Here is a 24,641-nt window from a genome sequence, read left to right on the forward strand (position 1 = left end):
GAGCGCGGCAGTAATAGCACACGCCAGGTTTATTTTTTTAAACTTATTAAGGGTTACTTTCATTTATCAAATTCCCGATTAACCCAGTGAATGACTGTGTAACAACGATGGGTAGATGCGTGCAGAAAGCCCGCCATCCGAAGATGGCGGGTATTTACTGGGTTACATCATGATTTGGTTATTCTGTAGCAGCGTCACCAAATCCGTTTGCACGTCAGCCAGCGTGACAACCTGCGTAAATCCATGCTGTCCGCCCTGACCGTCACGGTCGATACTGATCACGGTATCACTACCCACAACTTCCACCTTGACGTAGTCAAGTACGCCGCGGGAGGAGTAATCCAGCTCCAGTTTTCCTTCGTCTTCGAAGAAGGAGATAGAACCTTTGTAGTCAAGCAGTTCACTCATATCGAGCAGATCTGCATCACTGTCTTTCACCAGATTACCCACCTTAAAGCCGTGGATCGTGTCATGACCATTGCCACCGGTGCTGTCGTTGCTCAGACCTGCCAACACCTTGTACATCAGCGTATCGTTACCGCCGTTGACCAGGTAGAAGGCGTCGTTGCCACCACGTCCTTCAAACACGTTATTCGCGGAGTTATCCGTAAACGTATCTTGCTGGCTGGAACCTACGAGCCCCTCGATGTTGAGGAGCTTATCGGTGCCGTTACCGGTTGCAGTGCCTGTCCACAGGTTCGCGTTGATCGCAGTGGTTGAACGGCTATAGTCAACAACGTCCATACCGGCAGTTTCGCTCCAGACTGGCTTACCGCTCACAATCTGGTTCCAGCCGCCGCCACCGTTGTAGGTGTCATTGCCTGCAGAACCGAAGAAGGTGTCGTTATAGCCCGTCCCGATGATCCCGTTGTTGCCGGAGGTGTTGTTCGCCGCATTGCTGCTTTCCGCCGTCAGTACGTAGGAGTCATGGGCTTTACCTGTTGTCAGGCCACCCCAGTTCTCATTTACCGTACCGTTGGTGTAGCCACCAATGCTGCCCGTTGCGCCAACGTGATCCGCTTTACCGTCGGTAATGCGCAGCATCTGCACGGAGTAAACTTCATTCGGATCCAGCCCGAAGAAGCTCACCAGACCCATACTGTTGCTGGAACCAGAGGACTGCGGGTTAATCAACTGGGTTGCCACAAGCTCGCCCGCTGAGTTGTATAACTTCACGGTGTTGCTGTAGAAGGTATTGATGCCGTTGCCGTCAACAATACGGATCTGCAGGCTCGTGCCGTCCGCCGCGATATTGGTGTTTTTCACCAGCATCGTGCGTCCCGCGTCGTCTCTTGCCACGACATCAGCATCTGCGCCAGAACGGTACAGCACCAGGTCCATCGAACCGTCCCAGTCATAGTCGAGTGCGACGGCACCCGTCATGTTGTTGAACGTCGTGCTACCTGTCAGGCTGACTTTATTGGCGCCCCAATTGTTACTACCGGTATTGGTATACAACATTGGCGAGCCAGTCACGCCAGAGCGTGGCACTTCGATGATGTCCATCTTACCGTCGTGGTTCCAGTCCACTGCCAGCGACGTGCCGCCATCAACGTTATCGCCAAACCACTGCGCCTGGCTGTCCGTTGCATTGAGCTTGCCGGTACCATCGTTCAGATAGATACGGCTCTCGTCGCTGTTACTGCCCCCCTTCGAACCACGGCTCAGGAACAGATCCAGCCAACCATCGTTGTTGTAATCCGCATAGGTCATGGAGATAGACAAGTTACCGTAGTCTTCATGGCCATCGTCACGGAACACGTTCGCGTAGTAGCCAACTTCACCGAAGTTGGTCTTCGACGTCCCGGTAGTCTGGTTATACAAGATACCCAGACCGCGGGAGTTGTTGCCGACGAGGTTGCCAGCGCCGTTGTAGTCGATATGTGCCGTAATATCTACGGTACCGTTGTTATCGATATCCACAGCCCCGACTTCGTGCAGCACACTCAGCGACGTTGGCAATGCTCCGCCAGGATGTCCGTCAGAGAAGCCGGAATTGTCCTCGTAACTGAGCGTGCCCTGCGTATTTTTGATGAACGAAATGGAGTCTGCTTCGGAGTCACCCAGCACAAAGTCCAGATAGCCATCACCTTCACGGTCATAGGAAATCACGCCGCCGAGGTGGTTCAGGGTGCCCTGATCCAGCGCCTTCGCGGAGTAACTACCGTCCGCATTCTGCAGCCAGTAGGCGGTACGACCCGCGTTACTATAACTACTGATCTGAGACATGACGTCGGCATAGCCATCGCGGTTAATGTCCGCAAAGGCTGCGGAGTTAACATAACGGCTGTATGACGTGCTATCTACGTCGTAACCCGCACCGTTTTCAGTTGACGGTTGGGCAAGGTACGTTGAATCGTAGTCTTCACGCGTGACGGAGTCATAGACACGTCCGGCGTTAGCGGTCGATGTGCCAGAAGTGCCACGAGCACTCTGGAAGAATGACCACAGACCATCCTGACTGATGGTCACCGCAGCGGCGTTCAGACCGCGGCTGTCCGCATCGGTCGTTCCCCCCCAGGTTTGTTCAATCAGCGTACTGCCGCCACCTTCGGTGACACCTGTACTGGTGCTGGCGCTCATGCTTGAGCGGTTACCCGCTTCATCCCAGACCACAAAGGCCAGGTTATGTGCGCCAGAAGGCAGCGACGTATTCAGACTCCAGGAGCCGTCAGCGTTAGCCTTCACGAAGCCAATGACCTGATCCAGACCTTCCTGATAGGTCCCGTTGTTGTTGACGTCACTCACCAGCGAGACAATCGCCCCCGCTTCAACACGACCGTATTGACCGCTGGAGAAGGTGAACGAATCTCCTGTGGTGGTGTGCTGCGGCACATCTGGCGCCCCGGTAATACCGTTCGGAGAATCCAGATCGATAACCACGTTGTAGCTATCCGCAAACTTCGTGTTCGTACCTGGGTTGCCCGCAACGTCAATGACCTGCAGCTTGAAGCTGTGAGTAGTGCTTGCTGTCGCTTCCGGCAGTACATAGCTCCAGCTCTGGCCGTTAAGTGCCAGCGTTTGCCAGGTTTTGCCGTTATCCAGGGAGATCTGCAGATGCTCACCCGCCTGTAGCGCCGCGCTCAGGTTACCGCTAATGGTCACCGTACGGTCACGGGTGACCATGTCGCTGTTGGTTGCTGTCGCAGCATGGCTGAAGTGATCACCTGTCGTCAGACCATGGCTGGTATCGGTGGTGACTTTGGTGGTCGTAGACAGACCATTCATGTCACTGCCGCCTGTTGCCACCTGCAGCGCCTGAGAATCAGTGCTGCCAACGTTACCGGCGTTATCCACCACGCGAGCCTGAATGGTGTAAGCACCATCATTCAGCGTCGTGTTCTGCATATCCACAGTCCAGGATGTACTGGTCACCGTTGAGGCACGCGTCCAGGTTGCACCGTTGTCGAGGCTAATCTCAACCCATTCGTCCGCCTGCAGGGCTTTCGTCAGCTGACCGTTAATCAACAGCGTGTTATCGCTGGTGACGAAGTCAGTATCTGATGACCCCCGGTCTTCTGATATAGAGCTGATATTGATAACCGCGTCAGACACGGTGGTATCGACAACAATCGTCCAGGTGTTGCTCGGCGTACTGATGTTGCCCGCCGCATCCGTAGAGGTTGCCACCAGATTCCAGGTGCCTTCAGTCAGCTTGTTCGCGTCAGTGATCTGCAGCGTCCACTGGCCCGTCGTGCTATCGGCCACGGCGGTACCCAGCAGAATGCGCGTTGTCGCATCCACCTGATGGTACACATTCACCGTGCTGCCCTTCTCTGCCGTACCGGTAATTTCAGGCGTGGTGTCGTTGGTAGGTTTGCCGTGGGCAACAGAACCCTGAACCGGGTTAACGTCGTCCAGCACATCCGTAATAACCGGCGCGACAGGCGCAACCGTGTCCACCACCAGATCAAAGTCGATCGGCGTGAGCGGGTTATTGGACGGATCGGTCCCGGTAATACGCAGCGTATGCGCGCCATCACTCAGGCTGCTCAGCGGCGTGAATTCCCAGTCACCGTTGGCATCTGCTTTCACCGTGCCAAGCTGAACGCCACCGACGTCAGTGATGATAATGGTGCTGCCTGCCGTCGCCTTACCGACCAGCTGTACCTGGCTATCATTGGTGACTTCACCCTCGCGAAGCACGCGTGAGCCGCCCGTTTCCTGCACATCATCCACCACCTGCAGCAGTTGCAGATAGCTTGCGCCCGTGGAGACGTTAACAGTGATATCGTCAACGATCGCGCTCGCGTTACCCGCCGGATCCGTTACCTGAGTCGCGAACTGGTGTTCGCCATCAACCAGCGGCGTGGACGGGGTGAACTGCCAGCTACCGTCAGGGTTGGTGACGGTGACTGAACCGATCGCCTGGCCATTATCATAGATAGTGACCGTGCTGCCCTGCTCCGCTTTACCGGTGAAGGTCGGTTTGTTGTCGTCCGTGGTCATGCCCTCGGTCAACTGACCTTTCCAGGCCCCCTGATCGTCAGACACCTGCAGGCCGGAAACCGGATTCGGTGCTGTTGAATCAATGGTTACCGTGAACGAACCGCTGCGATCGCTCTCCTGACCCGCGCTGTTGGTATTGGTCACCGTAAAGGTGTAGCTACCGTCAGCCAGTGCCGGAGATGGCGTGAAGCTCCAGGTGCCATCGCTGTTCAGCGTTGTTTTACCTACAACCTGACTGCCGTTGTAGATGGTGATCGTATCGCCCGCAGCACCGTCCGCCGTCCCGTTCAGGGTCGGCGTATCGTCTTTGGTCAACGCATTGTTGGCCAGGTTGATAACGGTTGTGCCGGTATCGTCCAGAACGTTAACGATCGCTGGTGCATCCGGGGTATCGGACATAATGACGTCATAGCTGTCAGCCGGTTTCGCCACGTTGCCAACCCGATCGGTTTCCGTCACGGTCAGTTTGTTGATGGAGTCACCATACAGAGACTCAGATGGCGTCAGTTCCCATTTGCCGTTCTGATCAACCGTGGTGGTACCCAGTACCTTCGTGTTGCCGTCTTTATCGGTGGTGTAGACCGTAATGACGTTGCCCACTTCAGCACCAGAGCCGCGGATCACCGGACGTGAATCGTCCAGAACGCCGCCATCCGCAACTATCCCCTGAACGTTACCCACGTTATCCGTAACGGAATCAATGGTCACTTTGCTCGCATCCGGCGCGGTGTAGTCGGTGGTCAGTACGAAGGCCGCAGACTTGTCGCTGACGTTTCCGGCTTTATCCGTCGCCGTCACATAGAAGGTGTTTTTCCCTTCTGGCAACTTACTGCCCGGCTTGAAGTTCCACGCGCCGCTGCTGTTCGCGGTGACTGAACCCAACAGCGTGCCATCAACGGAGTAGATGTTGACGGTACTGTTCGCTTCGGCCGTACCGTGCAGGATTGGCTGCGGATCGTCAGTCACGTCGTTGCTGTTCAGGTCGTCCTTAACGGTACCCACCTGATCTTCCGCGTAATCAATGCTCGGACGATTCGGTGCTTTACTGTCAATTTCGAAGCTGAAGGTGCTGGAGGTATCCTCTTTACCGGTCAGATCTTTAGCGGTCGCCGTAATGTTATGTACGCCATCGCCCAGATCGCTGGTAGGGGTGAATGTCCAGTTACCGCTGGCATCTGCCGTCACGGTGCCCAGCACCACGCTGCCATCTTTGATGGTCACGATGCTGCCTGCTTTTGCCTTGCCGATAATGTCCGGACGGGCATCGTCAGTCACATCATTGGCCTTCAGTTCGCCCGTTACGGTGCCTTTATCGTCCATCACGCGAACGATAGTGACCGGTACGCTGGAGGTATCAAGCGTGACGGTGACACCGGCATTTTCAGCCCCCAGGTTGCCTGCTGAATCTTCAGCACGCGCGGTGAAGGTGTATTCCCCATCCGCCAGAGAACCGGTGGTGTAAGTCCAGTTACCGTTCGCGTCTGCCACCGCAGTACCGTTTTCCTGGCCGTTCACATAGATGTGAACAACGCTGCCTGGCTCTGCTTTACCGCTGATGGTCGGTGTCGCATCGTCAGTGGTATCGCCATTGGACAACGTACCGGTCTTCGGACCTTCGTTATCGCTCACGATAAAGCCTGTGACCTCACCCGGCGCGCTGGTATCCACCGTGATCGGGAAGCCGCCAGTCTGCGGGCTCACCTGACCAATGTCGTTAATCGCTTCCGCGACAAACGTATGGACACCGTCCGCCAGTTTCGGCGTATTGAAGCTCCATTTGCCCTGTGCATCGGCCTTGGTTTCACCCAGCAAGGTGGTGCCGTTCGGGCCGCCATAAATGCGAACCGTTACGTTGGCTTCAGCCGTACCGGTCAGAAGCAGCGTGTTGTCGTTGGTCAAGGCATCCTTTTGTAATGGGCCGGTATGCGGCGCAACATCATCTTCCACACTGCTCAGTGTCGGTGGCAGCGGCTGACCGCCCGCATCGATCTGAATAATGTATTCCGGTGATGCCGCCGTGGTGTTACCCACGCTGTCGGTCTCTTTAACCGTCAGGTTGTACGTCCCGTCAGGCAGGGCTTTGGTGACCTGAAGTTCCCAGGTACCGTCAGCCTGTACTTTCGCGGTGCCAATCACCTTGTCACCGTTGTACACGGTGATGGTGTTGCCCGGCTCTGCGCCCGTCCCCTTGATCAGCGGCGTGTTATCGTCCGTCTTACCACCCGAGGCAATCGATCCGGTGACAGAACCAAAATCATCCACCACATCGGTGATGCTGACTTTGCTGGCATCCGGGGCGGTGAAGTCCAGGTTAAGGACGAAGTCGTCCGATGCCACACTGGTGTTACCGGCTTTGTCGGTCGCCGTCACGTGGAAGCGGTGCTCGCCTTCCGGCAGTTTCGCCACCGGTGAGAAGCTCCAGGTGCCGTCGGCTTTCGCCGTCACTTCGCCCAGCAGGCCGTTCTGATCGTAGATCTTCACGGTACTGCCCGGCTCGGCCTTGCCGCTCAGGGTTGGCGTCGGGTCATCGGTGCTGCCGCCGTTCGCCAGGGTGCCCTGCACGCTGCCCACGTCGTCCAGCGCCGCGTCGATGGTCGGTTTCACCGGTGCATCGGTGTCGATGGTCACGGTCCAGCTGCTGCTGCTTGACTCGTTGCCCATCGGGTCTTTCGCCGTGGCGGTGAAGGTGTGGTCGCCGCGGCCCAGGTCCACGCTCGGCGTGAAGCTCCAGGTGCCGTCAGACCCCGCGGTGGTGGTGCCCAGCACGTTACTGCCGTCCATGATGGTCACGGTGCTGCCCGCCTTCGCCGTGCCGCTGATTTGCGGACGGGTGTCGTCGGTGACCGCGTTCTGGGACAGGCTGCCGGTCACGCTGCCGGTGTCGTCGGTCACGGCGGTGATTTCCACCTTGCCCGGGACCACGTCAACGGTGATGACCACGTGCGAGCCTTCCGGTCCGGTGTTACCCGACGGATCGGTGACGGTGGTGGTCAGGTCGTGTGCGCCGTTCGCCAGCGGCTGGTCCGGGGTGAAGCTCCAGGTACCGTCCGGGTTCACCTTCGCGGTGCCGATGACCTGGCCGTTGTCGATGATGTTCACCGTGCTGCCCGGCTCGGCCTTACCGCTCAGGGTCGGGGTGTTGTCATCGGTGGTGTCGCCGCTCACGACCGGGCCCTGGTACGCACCGACGTTGTCGGTGACCAGCAGGTCAGAGGCCGCGTCCGGTGCTTTTGTATCAATCACGATACCGAAGCCGCCGGTTGGCTCACTGGTGCGGCCCACGCCGTCGGTGACGGTGGCGGTGAAGTTATGGCTGCCGTCTGCCAGCGCCGTATCCGGCGTGAAGCTCCAGCTGCCGTTGCTGCCCACGGTGGCGGTGCCAATCAGGCGACCGTTATCGTAGATGCTGATAGTGCCGCCGATCACACCGCTGCTGCCGCTCAGGGTCGGGGTGGTGTCGTTGGTGACATCGCCCTTCTGCAGGTAGTCCGCGTGCGGAGCCACGTCGTCATAGACGGTGTCCAGCGTCGGCGCCTGCGGCGGTACGGTGGCCACGTTGATGACGTACTCTGCGGACGGACCGGAGACATTGCCCACGCTGTCGGTCTCTTTCGCCGTCAGGGTGTACGTCCCGTCCGGCAGCGGCGTGGTCGGCTCCAGGGACCAGGTGCCGTCGGCCTGCACTTTCGCGGTGCCAATGACCTTGTCGCCGTTGTACACGGTGATGGTGTTGCCCGGCTCTGCGCCCGTTCCCTTGATCAGCGGACGGTTGTCGTCGGTTTCCCCGCCGGAGGCAATCACGCCTGCGGTGTTCACGTCGTCGTAGACTTCGGTGATCGCCAGCTTGTTCGCATCCGGGGCGGTGTAGTCCAGGGTCAGAACGAAGTCGTCTGACGCAGAACTGGTGTTGCCCGCCTTGTCGGTCGCCGTCACGTGGAAGCGGTGCTCGCCTTCCGGCAGTTTTGCCACCGGCGAGAAGCTCCAGGTGCCGTCAGCTTTCGCCGTCACCTCGCCCAGCAGGCCGTTCTGATCGTAGATCTTCACGGTGCTGCCCGCTTCCGCCTTACCGCTCAGGGTCGGGGTCGGATCGTCGGTGGTGCCGCCGTTCGCCAGGTTACCCTGCACGCTGCCCACGTCGTCCAGCGCCGCGTCGATGGTCGGTTTCACCGGCGCATCGGTGTCGATGGTCACGGTCCAGCTGCTGCTGGCTGACTCGTTGCCCATCGGGTCCTTCGCCGTGGCGGTGAAGGTGTGGTCCCCGCGGCCCAGGTCCACGCTCGGCGTGAAGCTCCAGGTGCCGTCCGCGCCCGCGGTGGTGGTGCCCAGCACGTTGCTGCCGTCCATGATGGTCACGGTGCTGCCCGCTTTCGCCGTGCCGCTGATTTGCGGACGGGTGTCGTCGGTGAGCGCGCCCTGCGACAGGCTGCCGGTGACGCTGCCGGTGTCGTCAGTCACGGCGGTGATTTCCACCTTGCCCGGGACCACGTCAACGGTGATGACCACGTGCGAGCCTTCCGGCCCGGTGTTGCCCGACGGATCGGTGACGGTGGTGGTCAGGTCGTGTGCGCCGTTCGCCAGCGGCTGGTCCGGGGTGTAGCTCCAGGTGCCGTCCGGGTTCACCTTCGCGGTGCCGATGACCTGGCCGTTGTCGATGATGTTCACCGTGCTGCCCGGCTCGGCCTTACCGCTCAGGGTCGGGGTGTTGTCATCGGTGGTGTCGCCGCTCACGACCGGGCCCTGGTACGCACCGACGTTGTCGGTGACCAGCAGGTCAGAGGCTGCGTCCGGGGCTTTTGTATCAATCACGATACCGAAGCCGCCGGTTGGCTCACTGGTGCGGCCCACGCCGTCGGTGACGGTGGCGGTGAAGTTATGGCTGCCGTCTGCCAGCGCCGTATCCGGCGTGAAGCTCCAGCTGCCGTTGCTGCCCACGGTGGTGGTACCAATCAGACGACCGTTGTCGTAGATACTGATGGTGCCGCCCGCCACGCCGCTGCTGCCGCTCAGGGTCGGGGTGGTGTCGTTGGTGACGTCACCCTTCTGCAGGTAGTCCGCATGCGGGGCCACGTCGTCATAGACGGTGTCCAGCGTCGGTGCCTGCGGCGGTACGGTGGCCACGTTGATGATGTACTCACCGGACGGACCGGAGACGTTGCCCACGCCGTCGGTCTCTTTCGCCGTCAGGGTGTACGTCCCGTCCGGCAGCGGCGTGGTCGGCTCCAGGGACCAGGTGCCGTCGGCCTGCACTTTCGCGGTGCCAATGACCTTGTCGCCGTTGTACACGGTGATGGTGTTGCCCGGCTCTGCGCCCGTTCCCTTGATCAGCGGACGGTTGTCGTCGGTTTCCCCGCCGGAGGCAATCACGCCTGCGGTGTTCACGTCGTCGTAGACTTCGGTGATCGCCAGCTTGCTCGCATCCGGGGCGGTGTAGTCCAGGGTCAGAACGAAGTCGTCTGACGCAGAACTGGTGTTGCCCGCCTTGTCGGTCGCCGTCACGTGGAAGCGGTGCTCGCCTTCCGGCAGTTTTGCCACCGGCGAGAAGCTCCAGGTGCCGTCAGCTTTCGCCGTCACCTCGCCCAGCAGGCCGTTCTGATCGTAGATCTTCACGGTGCTGCCCGCTTCCGCCTTACCGCTCAGGGTCGGGGTCGGATCGTCGGTGGTGCCGCCGTTCGCCAGGTTACCCTGCACGCTGCCCACGTCGTCCAGCGCCGCGTCGATGGTCGGTTTCACCGGCGCATCGGTGTCGATGGTCACGGTCCAGCTGCTGCTGGCTGACTCGTTGCCCATCGGGTCCTTCGCCGTGGCGGTGAAGGTGTGGTCCCCGCGGCCCAGGTCCACGCTCGGCGTGAAGCTCCAGGTGCCGTCCGCGCCCGCGGTGGTGGTGCCCAGCACGTTGCTGCCGTCCATGATGGTCACGGTGCTGCCCGCTTTCGCCGTGCCGCTGATTTGCGGACGGGTGTCGTCGGTGAGCGCGCCCTGCGACAGGCTGCCGGTGACGCTGCCGGTGTCGTCAGTCACGGCGGTGATTTCCACCTTGCCCGGGACCACGTCAACGGTGATGACCACGTGCGAGCCTTCCGGCCCGGTGTTGCCCGACGGATCGGTGACGGTGGTGGTCAGGTCGTGTGCGCCGTTCGCCAGCGGCTGGTCCGGGGTGTAGCTCCAGGTGCCGTCCGGGTTCACCTTCGCGGTGCCGATGACCTGGCCGTTGTCGATGATGTTCACCGTGCTGCCCGGCTCGGCCTTACCGCTCAGGGTCGGGGTGTTGTCATCGGTGGTGTCGCCGCTCACGACCGGGCCCTGGTACGCACCGACGTTGTCGGTGACCAGCAGGTCAGAGGCTGCGTCCGGGGCTTTTGTATCAATCACGATACCGAAGCCGCCGGTTGGCTCACTGGTGCGGCCCACGCCGTCGGTGACGGTGGCGGTGAAGTTATGGCTGCCGTCTGCCAGCGCCGTATCCGGCGTGAAGCTCCAGCTGCCGTTGCTGCCCACGGTGGTGGTACCAATCAGACGACCGTTGTCGTAGATACTGATGGTGCCGCCCGCCACGCCGCTGCTGCCGCTCAGGGTCGGGGTGGTGTCGTTGGTGACGTCACCCTTCTGCAGGTAGTCCGCATGCGGGGCCACGTCGTCATAGACGGTGTCCAGCGTCGGTGCCTGCGGCGGTACGGTGGCCACGTTGATGATGTACTCACCGGACGGACCGGAGACGTTGCCCACGCCGTCGGTCTCTTTCGCCGTCAGGGTGTACGTCCCGTCCGGCAGCGGCGTGGTCGGCTCCAGGGACCAGGTGCCGTCGGCCTGCACTTTCGCGGTGCCAATGACCTTGTCGCCGTTGTAGACGGTGATGGTGTTGCCCGGCTCTGCGCCCGTTCCCTTGATCAGCGGACGGTTGTCGTCGGTTTCCCCGCCGGAGGCAATCACGCCTGCGGTGTTCACGTCGTCGTAGACTTCGGTGATCGCCAGCTTGCTCGCATCCGGGGCGGTGTAGTCCAGGGTCAGAACGAAGTCGTCTGACGCAGAACTGGTGTTGCCCGCCTTGTCGGTCGCCGTCACGTGGAAGCGGTGCTCGCCTTCCGGCAGTTTCGCCACCGGCGAGAAGCTCCAGGTGCCGTCAGCTTTCGCCGTCACCTCGCCCAGCAGGCCGTTCTGATCGTAGATCTTCACGGTGCTGCCCGCTTCCGCCTTGCCGCTCAGGGTCGGGGTCGGATCGTCGGTGGTGCCGCCGTTCGCCAGGTTACCCTGCACGGTGCCCACGTCGTCCAGCGCCGCGTCGATGGTCGGTTTCACCGGCGCATCGGTGTCGATGGTCACGGTCCAGCTGCTGCTGCTCGACTCATTACCCATCGGGTCCTTCGCCGTGGCGGTGAAGGTGTGGTCGCCGCGGCCCAGGTCCACGCTCGGCGTGAAGCTCCAGGTGCCGTCAGCGCCTGCCGTGGTGGTGCCCAGCACGTTGCTGCCGTCCATGATGGTCACGGTGCTGCCCGCCTTCGCCGTGCCGCTGATTTGCGGACGGGTGTCGTCGGTGAGCGCGCCCTGCGACAGGCTGCCGGTGACGCTGCCGGTGTCATCGGTCACGGCGGTGATTTCCACCTTGCCCGGGACCACGTCAACGGTGATGACCACGTGCGAGCCTTCCGGCCCGGTGTTACCCGACGGATCGGTGACGGTGGTGGTCAGGTCATGCTCGCCGTTGGAGAGCGCCTGATCCGGGGTGAAGCTCCAGGTACCGTCCGGTTTCACCTGCGCGGTGCCGATGACCTGGCCGTTGTCGATGATGTTCACCGTGCTGCCCGGCTCGGCCTTACCGCTCAGGGTCGGGGTGTTGTCATCGGTGGTGTCGCCGCTCACGACCGGGCCCTGGTACGCACCGACGTTGTCGGTGACCAGCAGGTCAGAGGCCGCGTCCGGGGCTTTTGTATCAATCACGATACCGAAGCCGCCGGTTGGCTCACTGGTGCGTCCCACGCCGTCGGTGACGGTGGCGGTGAAGTTATGGCTACCGTCAGCCAGCGCCGTATCCGGCGTGAAGCTCCAGCTGCCGTTGCTGCCCACGGTGGCGGTGCCGATCAGGCGACCGTTATCGTAGATGCTGATGGTGCCGCCGATCACGCCGCTGCTGCCGCTCAGGGTCGGGGTGGTGTCGTTGGTGACATCGCCCTTCTGCAGGTAGTCCGCATGCGGGGCCACGTCGTCATAGACGGTATCCAGCGTCGGCGCCTGCGGCGGTACGGTGGCCACGTTGATGATGTACTCACCGGACGGACCGGAGACATTGCCCACGCCGTCGGTCTCTTTCGCCGTCAGGGTGTACTTCCCGTCCGGCAGCGGCGTGGTCGGCTCCAGGGACCAGGTGCCGTCAGCCTGTACTTTCGCGGTGCCAATCACCTTGTCGCCGTTGTACACGGTGATGGTGTTGCCCGGCTCTGCGCCCGTCCCCTTGATCAGCGGACGGTTGTCGTCGGTTTCTTCGCCGGAGGCAATCACGCCTGCGGTGTTCACGTCGTCATAGACTTCGGTGATCGCCAGCTTGCTCGCGTCAGGCGCGGTGTAGTCGGTGATCAGTACAAAATCATCTGATTCCGGACCCGTGTTACCGGCCTTATCGGTTGCGGTAGTGGTGATATGGTGCTCACCCTCTGGCAGCGCGGTGGTTGGCGTAAATTGCCAGCCGCCATTTTCGTCCACCACGGTAGAACCAATCAGTTCCCCGTTATCATAGATATCGACACGGCTGCCCGGCTCTGCGGTACCGTTAAAGGTCGGGTTTGCGTCATCGGTGGTGCTGCCGCTGCTCAGATCGCCACGGCTGGAGCCGACGTCATCAGTCGCAACACCAATAACCGGTTTTTCCGGTGCCACGGTATCGACAGAGATATCAAAGGACGGAGAGGTCACGTCATTTCCGGCCGGGTCTTTGGAAATCACGGTCAGGCTGTGATCGCCATCGGCCAGATCCTGTTCAGGGGTAAAGGTCCAGTTGCCATCCGGATCCACTACGGTGGAGCCCAGTACATCGTCGCCATCCATGATGGTTACGGTGCTGCCCGGCTTACCTTTACCGCTCAGTTCAGGACGTGCGTCATCGGTCACGGTGCCTGGCTTCAGGTTGCCCACGATCGGCCCCTGATCATCCACCACTTCACCCACGGTGACCTGGTTTGGATCCGGATCGACGGTGAAGGAGATCCCCGGAGACGGTTCACTGGTGTTGCCTGACGGATCGGTTACGGTAGTGGTGATCTCATGATCGCCTTTAGCCAGAGGCGTGTCTGGCGTGTAGGACCATTTACCTTCGTCATCAACGATGACGGAACCGATCTTCTCGTCGTTATCGTAGATGTCCACCACGCTGCCCGGCTCGGCTTCGCCGCTCAGGGTCGGGGACTGATCGTCGGTGGTGTCGCCCGGACCTACCGGCCCCTGCTTGTCGCCAACGTTATCATTGATAACGATATTTTCTGCCGGAGACGGTGCCGCAGTATCGATCACGATCGGGAAGGTGCCGCTGGTGCGCGCGTTGCCCGCTGCGTCAGTCGCCGTGACGGTGAAGGTGTGCTGACCATCCGCCAGCGCGGTATCCGGGGTGAACGACCACTTACCGCTGCTGTCCGCCTTGACGGTGCCAATCACTTTCCCGTTGTCGAGGATAGACACAACGTCGCCCGGTGCAGCGCTGCCGCTCAGGGTTGGGGTGGTGTCGTTGGTGGTTTCGCCTTTCTGCATTGGGCCGACGTGCGGCTCGGCGTTGTCCACCACGCTGTTGATGGACGGCTCGGTGCTGACCGGGATCAGAACAGTAATGTCGTAAGACGGTGCTTCACCCGCTACGCGATTGCCTACTGCGTCCTGGGTTTCCAGCGTCAGCTGATTAAGCCCTTCCACCAGCGGTGTATCCAGTGCCAGCGTCCAGTTGCCTTCACTGTCGACCACGGCTGAGCCCAGCAGATGTTTGCCGTTAGCATCCGTGCTGTAAACAAAGACGGTGCTTCCCGCTTCACCAATACCATTGATAACCGGTTTGCTGTCATCGGTGATTTCACCGCTGGCCACGTTACCCTGACGGCCGCCGACATCATCCATTACGGACGTAATGTTCAGTACATCGCTGCTTGCCACTGGTGGGGTGTAGTCGGTCACCAGCACAAAATCATCCGATTCCGGACCGGTGTTGCCCGCTTCATCCGTTGCGGTGGTGGTGATATGGTGCTCACCTTCTGGCAGAGGTGTGGTTGGCGTGAACTGCCAGGCGCCGTTGTCGTCCGCAATCGTCGAACCAATATGCTCACCGTTGTCATAAATATCGACACGGCTGCCCGGCTCTGCAGAGCCGTTGAAGGTTGGGTTTGCGTCGTCGGTGGTGCCGCCGTTGCTCAGATCGCCACGAATTGTTCCCACATCATCCGTTGCGGATCCCAGTACAGGTTTTTCCGGGGCGGTCGCATCAACGGTAATATCAAAGGACGGAGAGGTCACCTCGTTTCCGGCCGGGTCTTTGGAAATCACGGTCAGGCTGTGATCGCCATCGGCCATATCCTGTTCAGGGGTAAAGGTCCAGTTGCCATCCGGATCCACCACGGTGGAGCCCAGTACATCGTCGCCATCCATGATGGTCACGGTGCTGCCTGGCTTACCTTTACCGCTCAGTTCAGGGCGGACATCATCGGTCACGGTGCCTGGCTTCAGGTTGCCCACGATCGGGCCCTGGTCATCCACCACTTCACCCACGGTGACCTGGTTTGGATCCGGATCGACGGTGAAGGAGATCCCCGGAGACGGTTCACTGGTGTTGCCAGACGGATCGGTCACGGTGGTGGTGATCTCATGATCGCCTTTAGCCAGAGGCGTGTCTGGCGTGTAGGACCATTTACCTTCGTCATCAACGATGACGGAACCGATCTTCTCGTCGTTATCATAGATGTCCACCACGCTGCCCGGCTCGGCTTCGCCGCTCAGGGTCGGGGACTGATCGTCGGTGGTGTCGCCTGGACCTACCGGTCCCTGCTTGTCGCCCACGTTATCATTGATAACGATATTTTCTGCCGGAGACGGTGCCGCAGTGTCAATCACGATCGGGAAGGAGCCGCTGGTGCGCGCGTTGCCCGCTGCGTCAGTCGCCGTGACGGTGAAGGTGTGCTTGCCATCCGCCAGCGCAGTATCCGGGGTGAACGACCACTTCCCGTTGCTGTCCGCCTTGACGGTGCCAATCACTTTCCCGTTGTCGAGGATAGACACAACGTCGCCCGGTGCAGCGCTGCCGCTCAGGGTTGGGGTGGTGTCGTTGGTGGATTCGCCTTTCTGCATTGGACCGACGTGCGGCTCGGCGTTGTCCACAACGCTGTTGATGGACGGTGCAGTACTCACCGGGATCAGCAGATTGATGTCGTAAGACGGCGCTTCACCGGCAACGCGGTTGCCCGCCGGGTCCTGCGTCTCCAGGGTCAGCTTGTTCAGGCCTTCCGTCAGTGGGGTTTCTGGTGTCAGGCTCCAGGTGCCATCACTGCCTACCACCGCTGTACCAATCAGGTGTTTGCCGGAAGAGTCGGTGGTGTAGACAAAGACGGTGTTCCCGGCTTCACCGATACCACTGATGAGCGGTTTGCTGTCATCGGTGATGTCACCGCTAGCTACATTGCCCTGACGATCGCCTACGTCATCCGCAACGCCGGTAATATTCAGAACATTTGCTGAAGCATCAGGCGCGGTAGTGTCAACTTCAAACTCCAGCGCTTCCGAGGGATCGCTGGTATTGCCCGCCTTATCCGTCTGCGTAACGGTGATACTGTGATCGCCTTCACCCAGCGGTTTCTCTGGTTTCAGCGTCCAGTTGCCTTTATCGTCAATAACGGTTGTGCCAAGCACCTCGTCACCATCATAAATGGTCACGGTGTCGCCCGGTTCACCTTTACCGCTGAATACCGGACGGGTTTCATCCGTGACGTCACCGCCTTTCAGCTGGCCCGTAATCGGCCCGGTATTATCCTGGGCATCGGCCATATCCGGTTTGGCTGGCGGCGTGGTATCCACAATAATCTGAATCGGATCGGAAGGATCGCCTTCATTGCCGAGCGGATCTTCCTCAACGACCACGACATTATGTTCACCCTCGGTAAGTTCATCCTTAGGTGTAAATGACCATTTACCTTCGTCGTCGACGATAACCGAGCCGATCTCTTTATCATTATCTTTGATAATGATGGTATTGCCCGGTGTTCCCTCTCCACTGAAAGAAGGCTGACTGTCATCCGTTACATCACCCGGTTTGAGCGGACCGGTTACCGGACCGGTATTGTCAATGACCTCAGGCGTTTCTGCTTTTCCCGGAGGTTCAGTCAATACAATAAAATCACGCTCGTCAGACGGTTCGCTGACGTTACCCGCTTTATCCGTCTGGCTGACCGTGATGCTGTGGCTACCGTCAGTGAGGTTTTCAGCAGGTTTGAAATACCAACGGCCATCCTCGTTAACGGTGGTTTCGCCGATCTTTTTACCGTTATCGTAAATCGCGATCGTTGCGCCTGCTTCACCGGTACCGCTCATTTCTGGTTTCGGATCGTCGGTGTAAGCATCATCATGAATTTCACCGGTGGTTTTACCCACTTTGTCCATGATGTGTTCAATCGTCGGCGCTTTTGGCGCAACCGTATCAACGACGATGACAATCGGGTCTGATGGAGGACTCGCGTTGCCGTCAGGATCTTTTTCCACGACGGTCAGCTCGTGCTCACCTTCACCCAGTGGCTTATCAGGCGTATAGCTCCACTCGCCTTCATCATCGACGATAACAGAGCCAATCTCTTTGTCGTTATCGTAGATATGGATGGTATCACCAGGCTTACCTTTACCGCTCAGCGTCGGCGTTGAGTCATCGGTCGTATCACCTGATTTTAACGGGCCTTTGATTGAGCCTTCATCATCCATCGTGGTGCCGATGCTCGGCTTATCAGGCGTGGAGTGGTTATCGCCGTCGTCGTTGTCCATCTCAGACAACGCGAAAGCAGCCCCTACACCCGCCGCCGCGAGTGCAAACCATCCCAACATGCCAAACAGCATGTCGTTGTCGTCATCCGGTGCCGTCAGAAGAGGGCCACCCGCCCCCAGCGGTTCGCCCCCTAACGCCACAGGAGACATGCTGCCATCCGCCATCAGATAACCGGTGTCGTAGCTGTCACCAGACAGAGGAACATAGGCGTAGAGTAATCCATCTTCCGCCATGCCCATCAGGACCGGATTCGTAGGATCACCATTGAAGTAATCTTCAATAATTATGCTTGGCTGTGTATCGCCTTCCTGAATAATGTGCAACGCCTTGTCTACGCGCTGCAGCGTAATATTTTCTGGTGCGAAGTCGTCGTTAAAATTCTTCAATAAATATTTATTGCCGGGGATAAGTTTCACCTTAACCGTCCGGCCTGCTTCTGCCGTCAACAACCGAGTTTTTCCGTCTCCGTTATTGACCGCTAAAATGACTTTATTATCCGTCATACTTAAAGTCCTTGGTAAATTTCACTCGCTAAATTAAGGATGTATAAACATTTTTGTTGGTACACCCTGCACTGCCTTACGTTGATGCCTTCCTGAAATAATCCATGTCCATAGGGTTCATCGACATGATGCTTAAAAATATCATGCCGGGCTTCTTTATATGGTTAGGAATAAACTACGTAACACTCTACGCAGCAATAGGAATAGTTAACATCACTACAGGCATTATTGAGAGAACAAGGAATAATGGCAGAAGAGAATAATTTACCTTAAAGAACTTACACCAAAAGAATAATAAATGAAATTGAATATATTAATAAAAATATAAGAAGCGGATGTTTTTATAAAAAATCAATTGAAGAGCGATGCAGCCGTTCGCCGTACGATGACGACAACGAGACCGGATGGAAGAGAGAAAATCAGGATTGAGGAAACGCAGAAATGAAAAAGGCCCACGTTATAAATAACGTGGGCCTGAATAGTGGCGGAACGGACGGGACTCGAACCCGCGACCCCCTGCGTGACAGGCAGGTATTCTAACCGACTGAACTACCGCTCCACTGTTCCCGTTTGGGGAACGAGGCGCATATTACGGTGTGCCTCTGGAGTCGTCAATGCTTTTTCTCACGTTTTGAATCGTTTGCTGCAAAAATCACCCAAACGATGATTTTACAGGCGTTCTGGCGTTTTTCAGGCGCGCCACATACAGCTTCCGCCCTTCTTCTGCACCAGATCCAGACGGGATTCGTGATCAAGTAACTCTGCATCACTGGCTAAAACGACCCGCAAACGGCTGGCCTGGCGAACCACGCGCTGAATTCCCGCTTCGCCCTGCGTCTGCTGGGATTCATTCTCCATGCTGAACTTCATTGACGTCTGGCCACCGGTCATCGCCAGATAGACATCCGCCAGAATCTGGGCATCGAGCAATGCGCCGTGCAGCGTTCGCTTGGTGTTGTCTATCTCATAGCGCGAACAGAGTGCATCGAGGCTGTTACGCTTGCCGGGAAACATCTTCCTGGCCAGCGCCAGGCTGTCAGTGACCTTGCAGAAGGTGTTCGTTTTCGGAATATCGCGCTGGAGCTTACTAAACTCATAGTCCATAAAGCCGATATCGAACGAGGCGTTGTGGATGATGAGCTCGGCACCCTTGATGTAGTCCAGGAACTCGTCTGCCACCTCGGCGAAGGTGGGTTTATCCAGCAAGAACTCATCGGCAATACCGTGAACGCCAAACGCCTCTGGATCCACCAGCCGATCGGGCTTGAGGTAGACGTGGAAGTTGTTACCCGTCAGACGACGGTTCACCACTTCAACGGCACCGATCTCAATGATCTTGTGTCCTTCGTAGTGCGCGCCGATCTGGTTCATACCGGTGGTTTCGGTATCAAGAACAATCTGGCGAGTAATTGCAGTGCTCATAGCGGTCATTTATGTCAGACTTATCGTTTAACTGAACGTTTCAAATACAGGAAGTCTACCAGAGATGCGCAAACAGGTAGAAATTTTCACCGATGGATCTTGTCTCGGTAACCCAGGGCCTGGCGGCTATGGCGCGATTATGCGCTATCGTCAGCACGAAAAAACTTTTAGTGAAGGGTATTTTCTGACCACCAACAACCGCATGGAGTTAATGGCGGCCATCGTGGCGCTGGAAGCCTTAAAAGAACATTGTGACGTGGTGCTCAGTACCGACAGCCAGTACGTGCGCCAGGGGATCACCCAGTGGATCCACAACTGGAAAAAACGTGGCTGGAAGACGGCAGATAAAAAGCCGGTCAAGAACGTCGATCTCTGGAAACGGCTGGATGCGGCGCTGGGCCAGCACGAGATCAAATGGGAATGGGTCAAAGGCCATGCCGGCCACCCGGAAAACGAACGCTGCGACGAACTGGCACGGGCCGCGGCATCCAATCCTGCACATGAGGATGCGGGCTATCAGCCAGAGTCCTGATCACGGTTTTCTGTACTGTCGCGTGGCACCTACGGTCTGGCGGATCGGCGTTTTCGATTTGCTCTGCTTCATCGGGTTAAGCGTAAGGGGAATGGTCCGCTTACGCGCGACAATGAACTGCATGCAGCCTAATGCGGGCAGATGGGTACTGAGTAAAACCCCGCCCCGCCGCGCCCAGGGCAGCACCTGAAATCCGCCGTAGTTGAGCACTTCAAAATTCAGCAGCGAAAGCCAGTCCAGCTGGCGCATCATGGTGAACATCCGGCAGTTATAAGGGGGAGTGCGGCGTAACACGGGCACCAGCTTGCGTAGCCCCATCAGGCTCAGCGGATTAAACCCGCTTATCACCAGCCAGCCGTCATCTATCAGCACGCGATCGGCTTCACGCAGCATGCGGTGAGGATCGCTGCACCAGGGCATCGTATGCGCCAGCAGGCACGCATCAACCGACTTCTCCGCAAACGGCAGATGTAAAGGATCCGCTTTCACCTGAACCGGCGATCCGCCGAGAGAGACATTGACCTGATGCGAGATAGCGCAGCTTTCGGTATTGATTTCCGCGCTGAGATTGCCAATCTTAAGCAGGTGAAAGCCATACATTTTTGCGAGCCACGGCTTAAGCTGTAGTTCTAACGCCTCGCGATAGTATTCACCCCAGGGCAATTCCGCCCAACGTTCCGGTGCTGCGACAGTCTGAGGTATCCTTGCCGGTTTCATCAAAACACCTGCCACGCTATAAGAGGTAATGTATGAATCTTATCAGTATTCCTGCCTTTGAGGACAATTACATCTGGGTTTTAGTTGACGACGAGCGTCGATGCGTCATCGTCGACCCCGGTGAGTCCGCCCCGGTTCTGCAGGCCATAAAAGAGAATGGCTGGCAGCCTGAAGCCATCCTTCTGACCCACCATCATCACGATCACACCGGCGGTGTGCCTGAGCTGCGCGCCCGGTTCCAGCATCTGGTGGTTTACGGACCGGCAGAGGCACAAGATAAGGGAACCACGCAATTAGTCGAAGAAGGCGAAAATATCCTCATACGCGAGTGGGAGTTTTCCGTATTTGCTACACCAGGTCACACTTTGGGACATCTGTGTTTCTACAGCAAACCTTATCTGTTTTGCGGTGATACGCTGTTTTCTGGCGGCTGTGGAAGACTGTTTGAAGGCACACCAGCCCAGATGTATCAGTCTTTACAGAAGATTAACGCCTTACCCGACGATACCGTTATTTGTTGCGCTCATGAGTATACATTAGGAAATATGAAGTTTGCGGCAAGCATTTTACCCGAGGATCGGGCGATTCAGGATTATTATCAGAAAGTGAAGGAGTTACGTGCAAAAAACCAAAAAACACTCCCCGTAATTCTGAAAAACGAGCGTAAAATTAATTTATTTCTCAGAACAGATGATGTTGATTTAATTAATAAAATTAACCAAGAAACAAAATTGCAACAACCAGAACAACGATTTGCATGGTTAAGGTCAAAGAAAGATAACTTCAGATAATTGCGGGTTGCCTTTTCAAAATTTCGCCGTTATCATCGCTCGTCTTTTAAGCAACTATTGACACACACATGAAGGCAAAAGCGATCTTACTCGCCTCTGTCCTGCTTGTAGGTTGCCAGTCGCAGAACGGCAGCAACGTACAACAGCACGCACAGAGCCTTTCTGCAGCTGGTCAAGGGGAAGCAGGGAAGTTTACAAGCTCAGCGCGTTGGTTGGACGATGGGACATCTTTCGCGCAGGATCAAAACTTGTGGACCTCTATTGGCGACGAGCTAAAGATGGGAATTCCGGAAAACAGCCGGATTCGCGAACAGAAACAGAAGTATTTAAGAAATAAGAGCTATCTCCACGATGTAACGTTACGGGCAGAGCCGTATATGTACTGGATAGCCGGGCAAGTTAAGAAACGTAACATGCCTATCGAGCTGGTACTCCTACCCATAGTGGAGAGCGCTTTTGACCCACACGCGACGTCTGGCGCCAATGCCGCAGGTATTTGGCAGATCATTCCGAGCACGGGGCGAAATTACGGTTTGAAACAGACCCGTAACTATGATGCGCGTCGCGATGTTGTCGCTTCCACGACAGCCGCTCTCGACATGATGCAACGTCTGAACAAGATGTTTGACGGCGACTGGTTGTTAACGGTTGCGGCGTATAATAGTGGCGAAGGTCGTGTACTGAAGGCAATGAAAGCGAATAAAGCACGGGGTAAATCCACCGATTTTTGGTCGCTCTCACTGCCACAGGAAACGAAGATTTACGTACCGAAGATGCTGGCGTTGAGTGATATTCTCAAAAACAGCAAGCGTTACGGTGTACAACTGCCAACACCAGACGAAAGTCGTGCGCTGGCGCGCGTTCGCCTCAGCAACCCGGTTGATATTCAACAGGTTGCCGATATGACGGGTATGTCGGTAAGTAAACTGAAAACCTTTAACGCGGGTGTTAAAGGCTCAACGCTGGGGGCGAGTGGCCCACAGTATGTGATGGTTCCGCAGAAACATGCTGAACAGTTACGTGAGTCTTTAGCGTCTGGTGAAATTGCCGCCGTTCAGTCAACGCTGATTGCGGATGCATCATCAGTCAACAGCCGCAGCTATAAGGTTCGTAGCGGTGATACGCTTTCGGGTATTGCATCACGTCTTGGCGTGACAGCAAAAGATCTGCAGCAGTGGAATAACCTGCGCAGCTCGGGCCTGAGAGTGGGTCAGACACTGACGGTGGGTGCGGGTAGCAGCGCACAGCGTCTCGCCAGTAACAGCGATAGCATTACCTATCGCGTGCGTAAAGGCGATTCACTGTCCAGTATCGCAAAACGACACGGCGTGAACATTAAAGATGTGATGCGCTGGAATAACGATACTGACAACCTGCAACCAGGCGACCAGCTGACGCTGTTTGTGAAAAACAGCGCCACGCCAGACTCCTGATTACACGATACAAAGATAAAAAGGCACCGATTCCCCTCGGTGCTTTTTTTTTACTTCGCTTTTTGCGCTTCAACCATGATGGTATCGCTGGTAAACGAACCGTCATCCTGCAATTCAAAGTAGGCCTTCACCTCTGAGGAAGCACTGTCCTGATACAACCGTATGGCCTGGCTTAACGCGTCCGGGGTGCGCATACGTGCGATCCACGAGCTAAATTCCAGCGGCAGGCGATCGGTTATCAGTGAACGTGAAATTAAACCGGCCTCAGTGATAAACGTTAACCACTCCCCACTCGAGTAATTCTGCACGTGCGAGGTGTCACGCAGCGCTTCAACCGTCTGCAGCCAGATATTCCGTACCGGATGACCCGGAGACATGACATCCATAATGATGGCGGTCCCGCCCGGCTTCAGCACACGTTTGACTTCCCGCAATGCCTGACCGACATCATGCCAGTGGTGCGCGGAGTAACGGCTGATTACCACGTCAAACGATGCCTCTTCGAAAGGTAAGGATTCGGCATAGCCCTGGCGCGTATCGACGTTGTTGAGCCCTTTGGCTTTTGCCGCCTCAGCCACCACTTCCAGCATCTGGCTGGATAAATCATACGCCGTAACCTGAGCCACATGCTGCGCAGCAGTGAAGCTGGCATGCCCTGCTCCACAGCCTAAATCCAGCACGGTCGCCTGCGGGAACGCCGCGAGACGCTCGCCAAGACGCACCAGATCGCGGCCGGAAGCGTGTACGGCGCTGTTCAGATAGGCATTTGCCTGGGAACCAAACTGTTTTTCGACATTGTCGTGATGAGAGTGTGTTGTTGTCATTGTACTGTCCTTGCGTTGGTTAAAATAAAGGGCAGCACTCAACAGGCCTGCCCCACGGCAGACCTGACTCACCATGTTTAATCAGGTTTGCCGGGACTGAATTCTACTAGTAGCGGGTTGTGATCGGAGGCGCGAGTGACTAGAACAGAGGCGTCATGCACACTCAAACCACGATAGAAGACGAAATCGAGAGGACGACCAAACGCTTTCTTGCGCTGGTCATCACTAAAACGGACTTCACGCAGCGACATTTCCCGGGCAAAGCGATACAACGCGTTCATGCGTGGACGGCTCCAGGCATTGAAATCCCCGGCCATAATGATTGGCCCACTGTGATGAGCAATCTGGTCGCCAATGGGAAGTAACTGCTTACTATACACATCCACGCCCAGACTGAAGTTTACCGCGTGGATATTCACGACCATCAGCAGCCGCGTGTCCGGCAACGGATAAACCGTCACCAGTGCCGATTTTGCCAGACGCAGGATTGGCTCGCGCTCGCGCAGCGGACAGCAATAGACCGGATGGGCGGCAGAAAGGGTCATCACGCCAGAGGGATGTTGCGGTAACACAAATGCGGGCACCTGGTCGGCGGCGAGATAGTTAGTGGTTGCAAACCTTACCAGCTCAGGCGTGGTTTGCGCCTCCTGCAGCAGCACCAGATGGGCGTCTTTGCCAAAATTCTTGAGTACGGATAACCACTCCGCACGCTGCTGTTTAAAGATATTCCACACCAGCACCCGAATTTTTTCATCACTGCTTAACGGTGTACCGGCAGGTAATGCCTGGCTGATGCTCGCAAACGACCCCGGAGGTAAGATCCTCTCCGCGGGCATTCCGGCAACATAACGCATGGCATAAGTATTTTTTCGCACTTTTGGAAACAGCCTCTGTAACATGAACCAGCCCGGAAAACGGACTGGTTCTAATGTTATAGGGATTTTAGGTCACACTTTCAACGCAATTACTGAGAAACCTCTTTCCA

At 57.4% G+C, this 24,641-nt stretch carries 8 protein-coding genes and 1 tRNA gene; 3 read left to right on the forward strand and 6 right to left on the reverse strand.

Going from position 1 to position 24,641, the window contains the following annotated elements:
• Positions 1-162: 162 nt before the first annotated feature.
• The 3 genes from NQ842_RS19785 to dnaQ form a co-directional block, all read right to left on the reverse strand.
• Positions 163-17,937, reverse strand: coding sequence for an Ig-like domain-containing protein (locus NQ842_RS19785; RefSeq protein WP_257256239.1), 17,775 nt, complete (start codon positions 17,935-17,937; stop codon positions 163-165).
• A gap of 482 nt (positions 17,938-18,419) precedes the next feature.
• Positions 18,420-18,496 (reverse strand) — tRNA-Asp (locus NQ842_RS19790).
• Positions 18,497-18,627: 131 nt separating this feature from the next.
• Positions 18,628-19,359 (reverse strand): DNA polymerase III subunit epsilon, encoded by a 732-nt coding sequence (gene dnaQ / locus NQ842_RS19795; protein WP_047360741.1) that lies wholly within the window; start codon positions 19,357-19,359, stop codon positions 18,628-18,630.
• A 64-nt stretch (positions 19,360-19,423) separates the two neighbouring features.
• Here dnaQ and rnhA point away from each other — a divergent pair, with 64 nt between their 5' ends.
• On the forward strand, positions 19,424-19,891 hold the full coding sequence (gene rnhA, locus NQ842_RS19800; protein ID WP_014830741.1) for a ribonuclease HI: 468 nt from the start codon (positions 19,424-19,426) through the stop codon (positions 19,889-19,891).
• On the opposite strand, the gene NQ842_RS19805 is transcribed toward rnhA, so the two are convergent.
• Complete coding sequence (locus NQ842_RS19805) at positions 19,892-20,608, reverse strand: class I SAM-dependent methyltransferase (RefSeq protein WP_182382054.1); 717 nt, start codon at positions 20,606-20,608, stop codon at positions 19,892-19,894. It abuts the gene before it with no gap.
• Between the two features lie 32 nt (positions 20,609-20,640).
• Between NQ842_RS19805 and gloB the strand changes: the two genes are divergently transcribed.
• Together gloB and mltD are read left to right on the forward strand one after the other, a co-directional pair.
• Positions 20,641-21,399, forward strand: coding sequence for a hydroxyacylglutathione hydrolase (gloB, locus tag NQ842_RS19810; protein WP_257256240.1), 759 nt, complete (start codon positions 20,641-20,643; stop codon positions 21,397-21,399).
• A gap of 68 nt (positions 21,400-21,467) precedes the next feature.
• Positions 21,468-22,832 carry a murein transglycosylase D gene (gene mltD / locus NQ842_RS19815; protein ID WP_257256241.1) on the forward strand — a complete coding sequence of 455 codons (1,365 nt, stop codon included), beginning with the start codon at positions 21,468-21,470 and terminating at the stop codon, positions 22,830-22,832.
• Positions 22,833-22,882: 50 nt separating this feature from the next.
• Here the strand turns inward: mltD and NQ842_RS19820 are convergent, their stop codons facing one another.
• Positions 22,883-23,656 carry a class I SAM-dependent methyltransferase gene (locus NQ842_RS19820; RefSeq protein ID WP_014830737.1) on the reverse strand — a complete coding sequence of 258 codons (774 nt, stop codon included), beginning with the start codon at positions 23,654-23,656 and terminating at the stop codon, positions 22,883-22,885.
• 77 nt (positions 23,657-23,733) lie between these two features.
• Complete coding sequence (locus NQ842_RS19825; protein ID WP_014830736.1) at positions 23,734-24,531, reverse strand: endonuclease/exonuclease/phosphatase family protein; 798 nt, start codon at positions 24,529-24,531, stop codon at positions 23,734-23,736.
• Positions 24,532-24,641: the final 110 nt, after the last annotated feature.

It is taken from the genome of Enterobacter cloacae complex sp. R_G8, assembly GCF_024599795.1.
Taxonomy (GTDB): domain Bacteria; phylum Pseudomonadota; class Gammaproteobacteria; order Enterobacterales; family Enterobacteriaceae; genus Enterobacter; species Enterobacter dissolvens.

Bases quoted from the DNA above. Each gene is read 5' to 3' on its own strand.
- NQ842_RS19785 (WP_257256239.1), bottom strand. From the start codon at position 17,937: ATGACGGATAATAAAGTCATTTTAGCGGTCAATAACGGAGACGGAAAA.
- dnaQ (WP_047360741.1), bottom strand. From the start codon at position 19,359: ATGAGCACTGCAATTACTCGCCAGATTGTTCTTGATACCGAAACCACC.
- rnhA (WP_014830741.1), top strand. From the start codon at position 19,424: ATGCGCAAACAGGTAGAAATTTTCACCGATGGATCTTGTCTCGGTAAC.
- NQ842_RS19805 (WP_182382054.1), bottom strand. From the start codon at position 20,608: ATGAAACCGGCAAGGATACCTCAGACTGTCGCAGCACCGGAACGTTGG.
- gloB (WP_257256240.1), top strand. From the start codon at position 20,641: ATGAATCTTATCAGTATTCCTGCCTTTGAGGACAATTACATCTGGGTT.
- mltD (WP_257256241.1), top strand. From the start codon at position 21,468: ATGAAGGCAAAAGCGATCTTACTCGCCTCTGTCCTGCTTGTAGGTTGC.
- NQ842_RS19820 (WP_014830737.1), bottom strand. From the start codon at position 23,656: ATGACAACAACACACTCTCATCACGACAATGTCGAAAAACAGTTTGGT.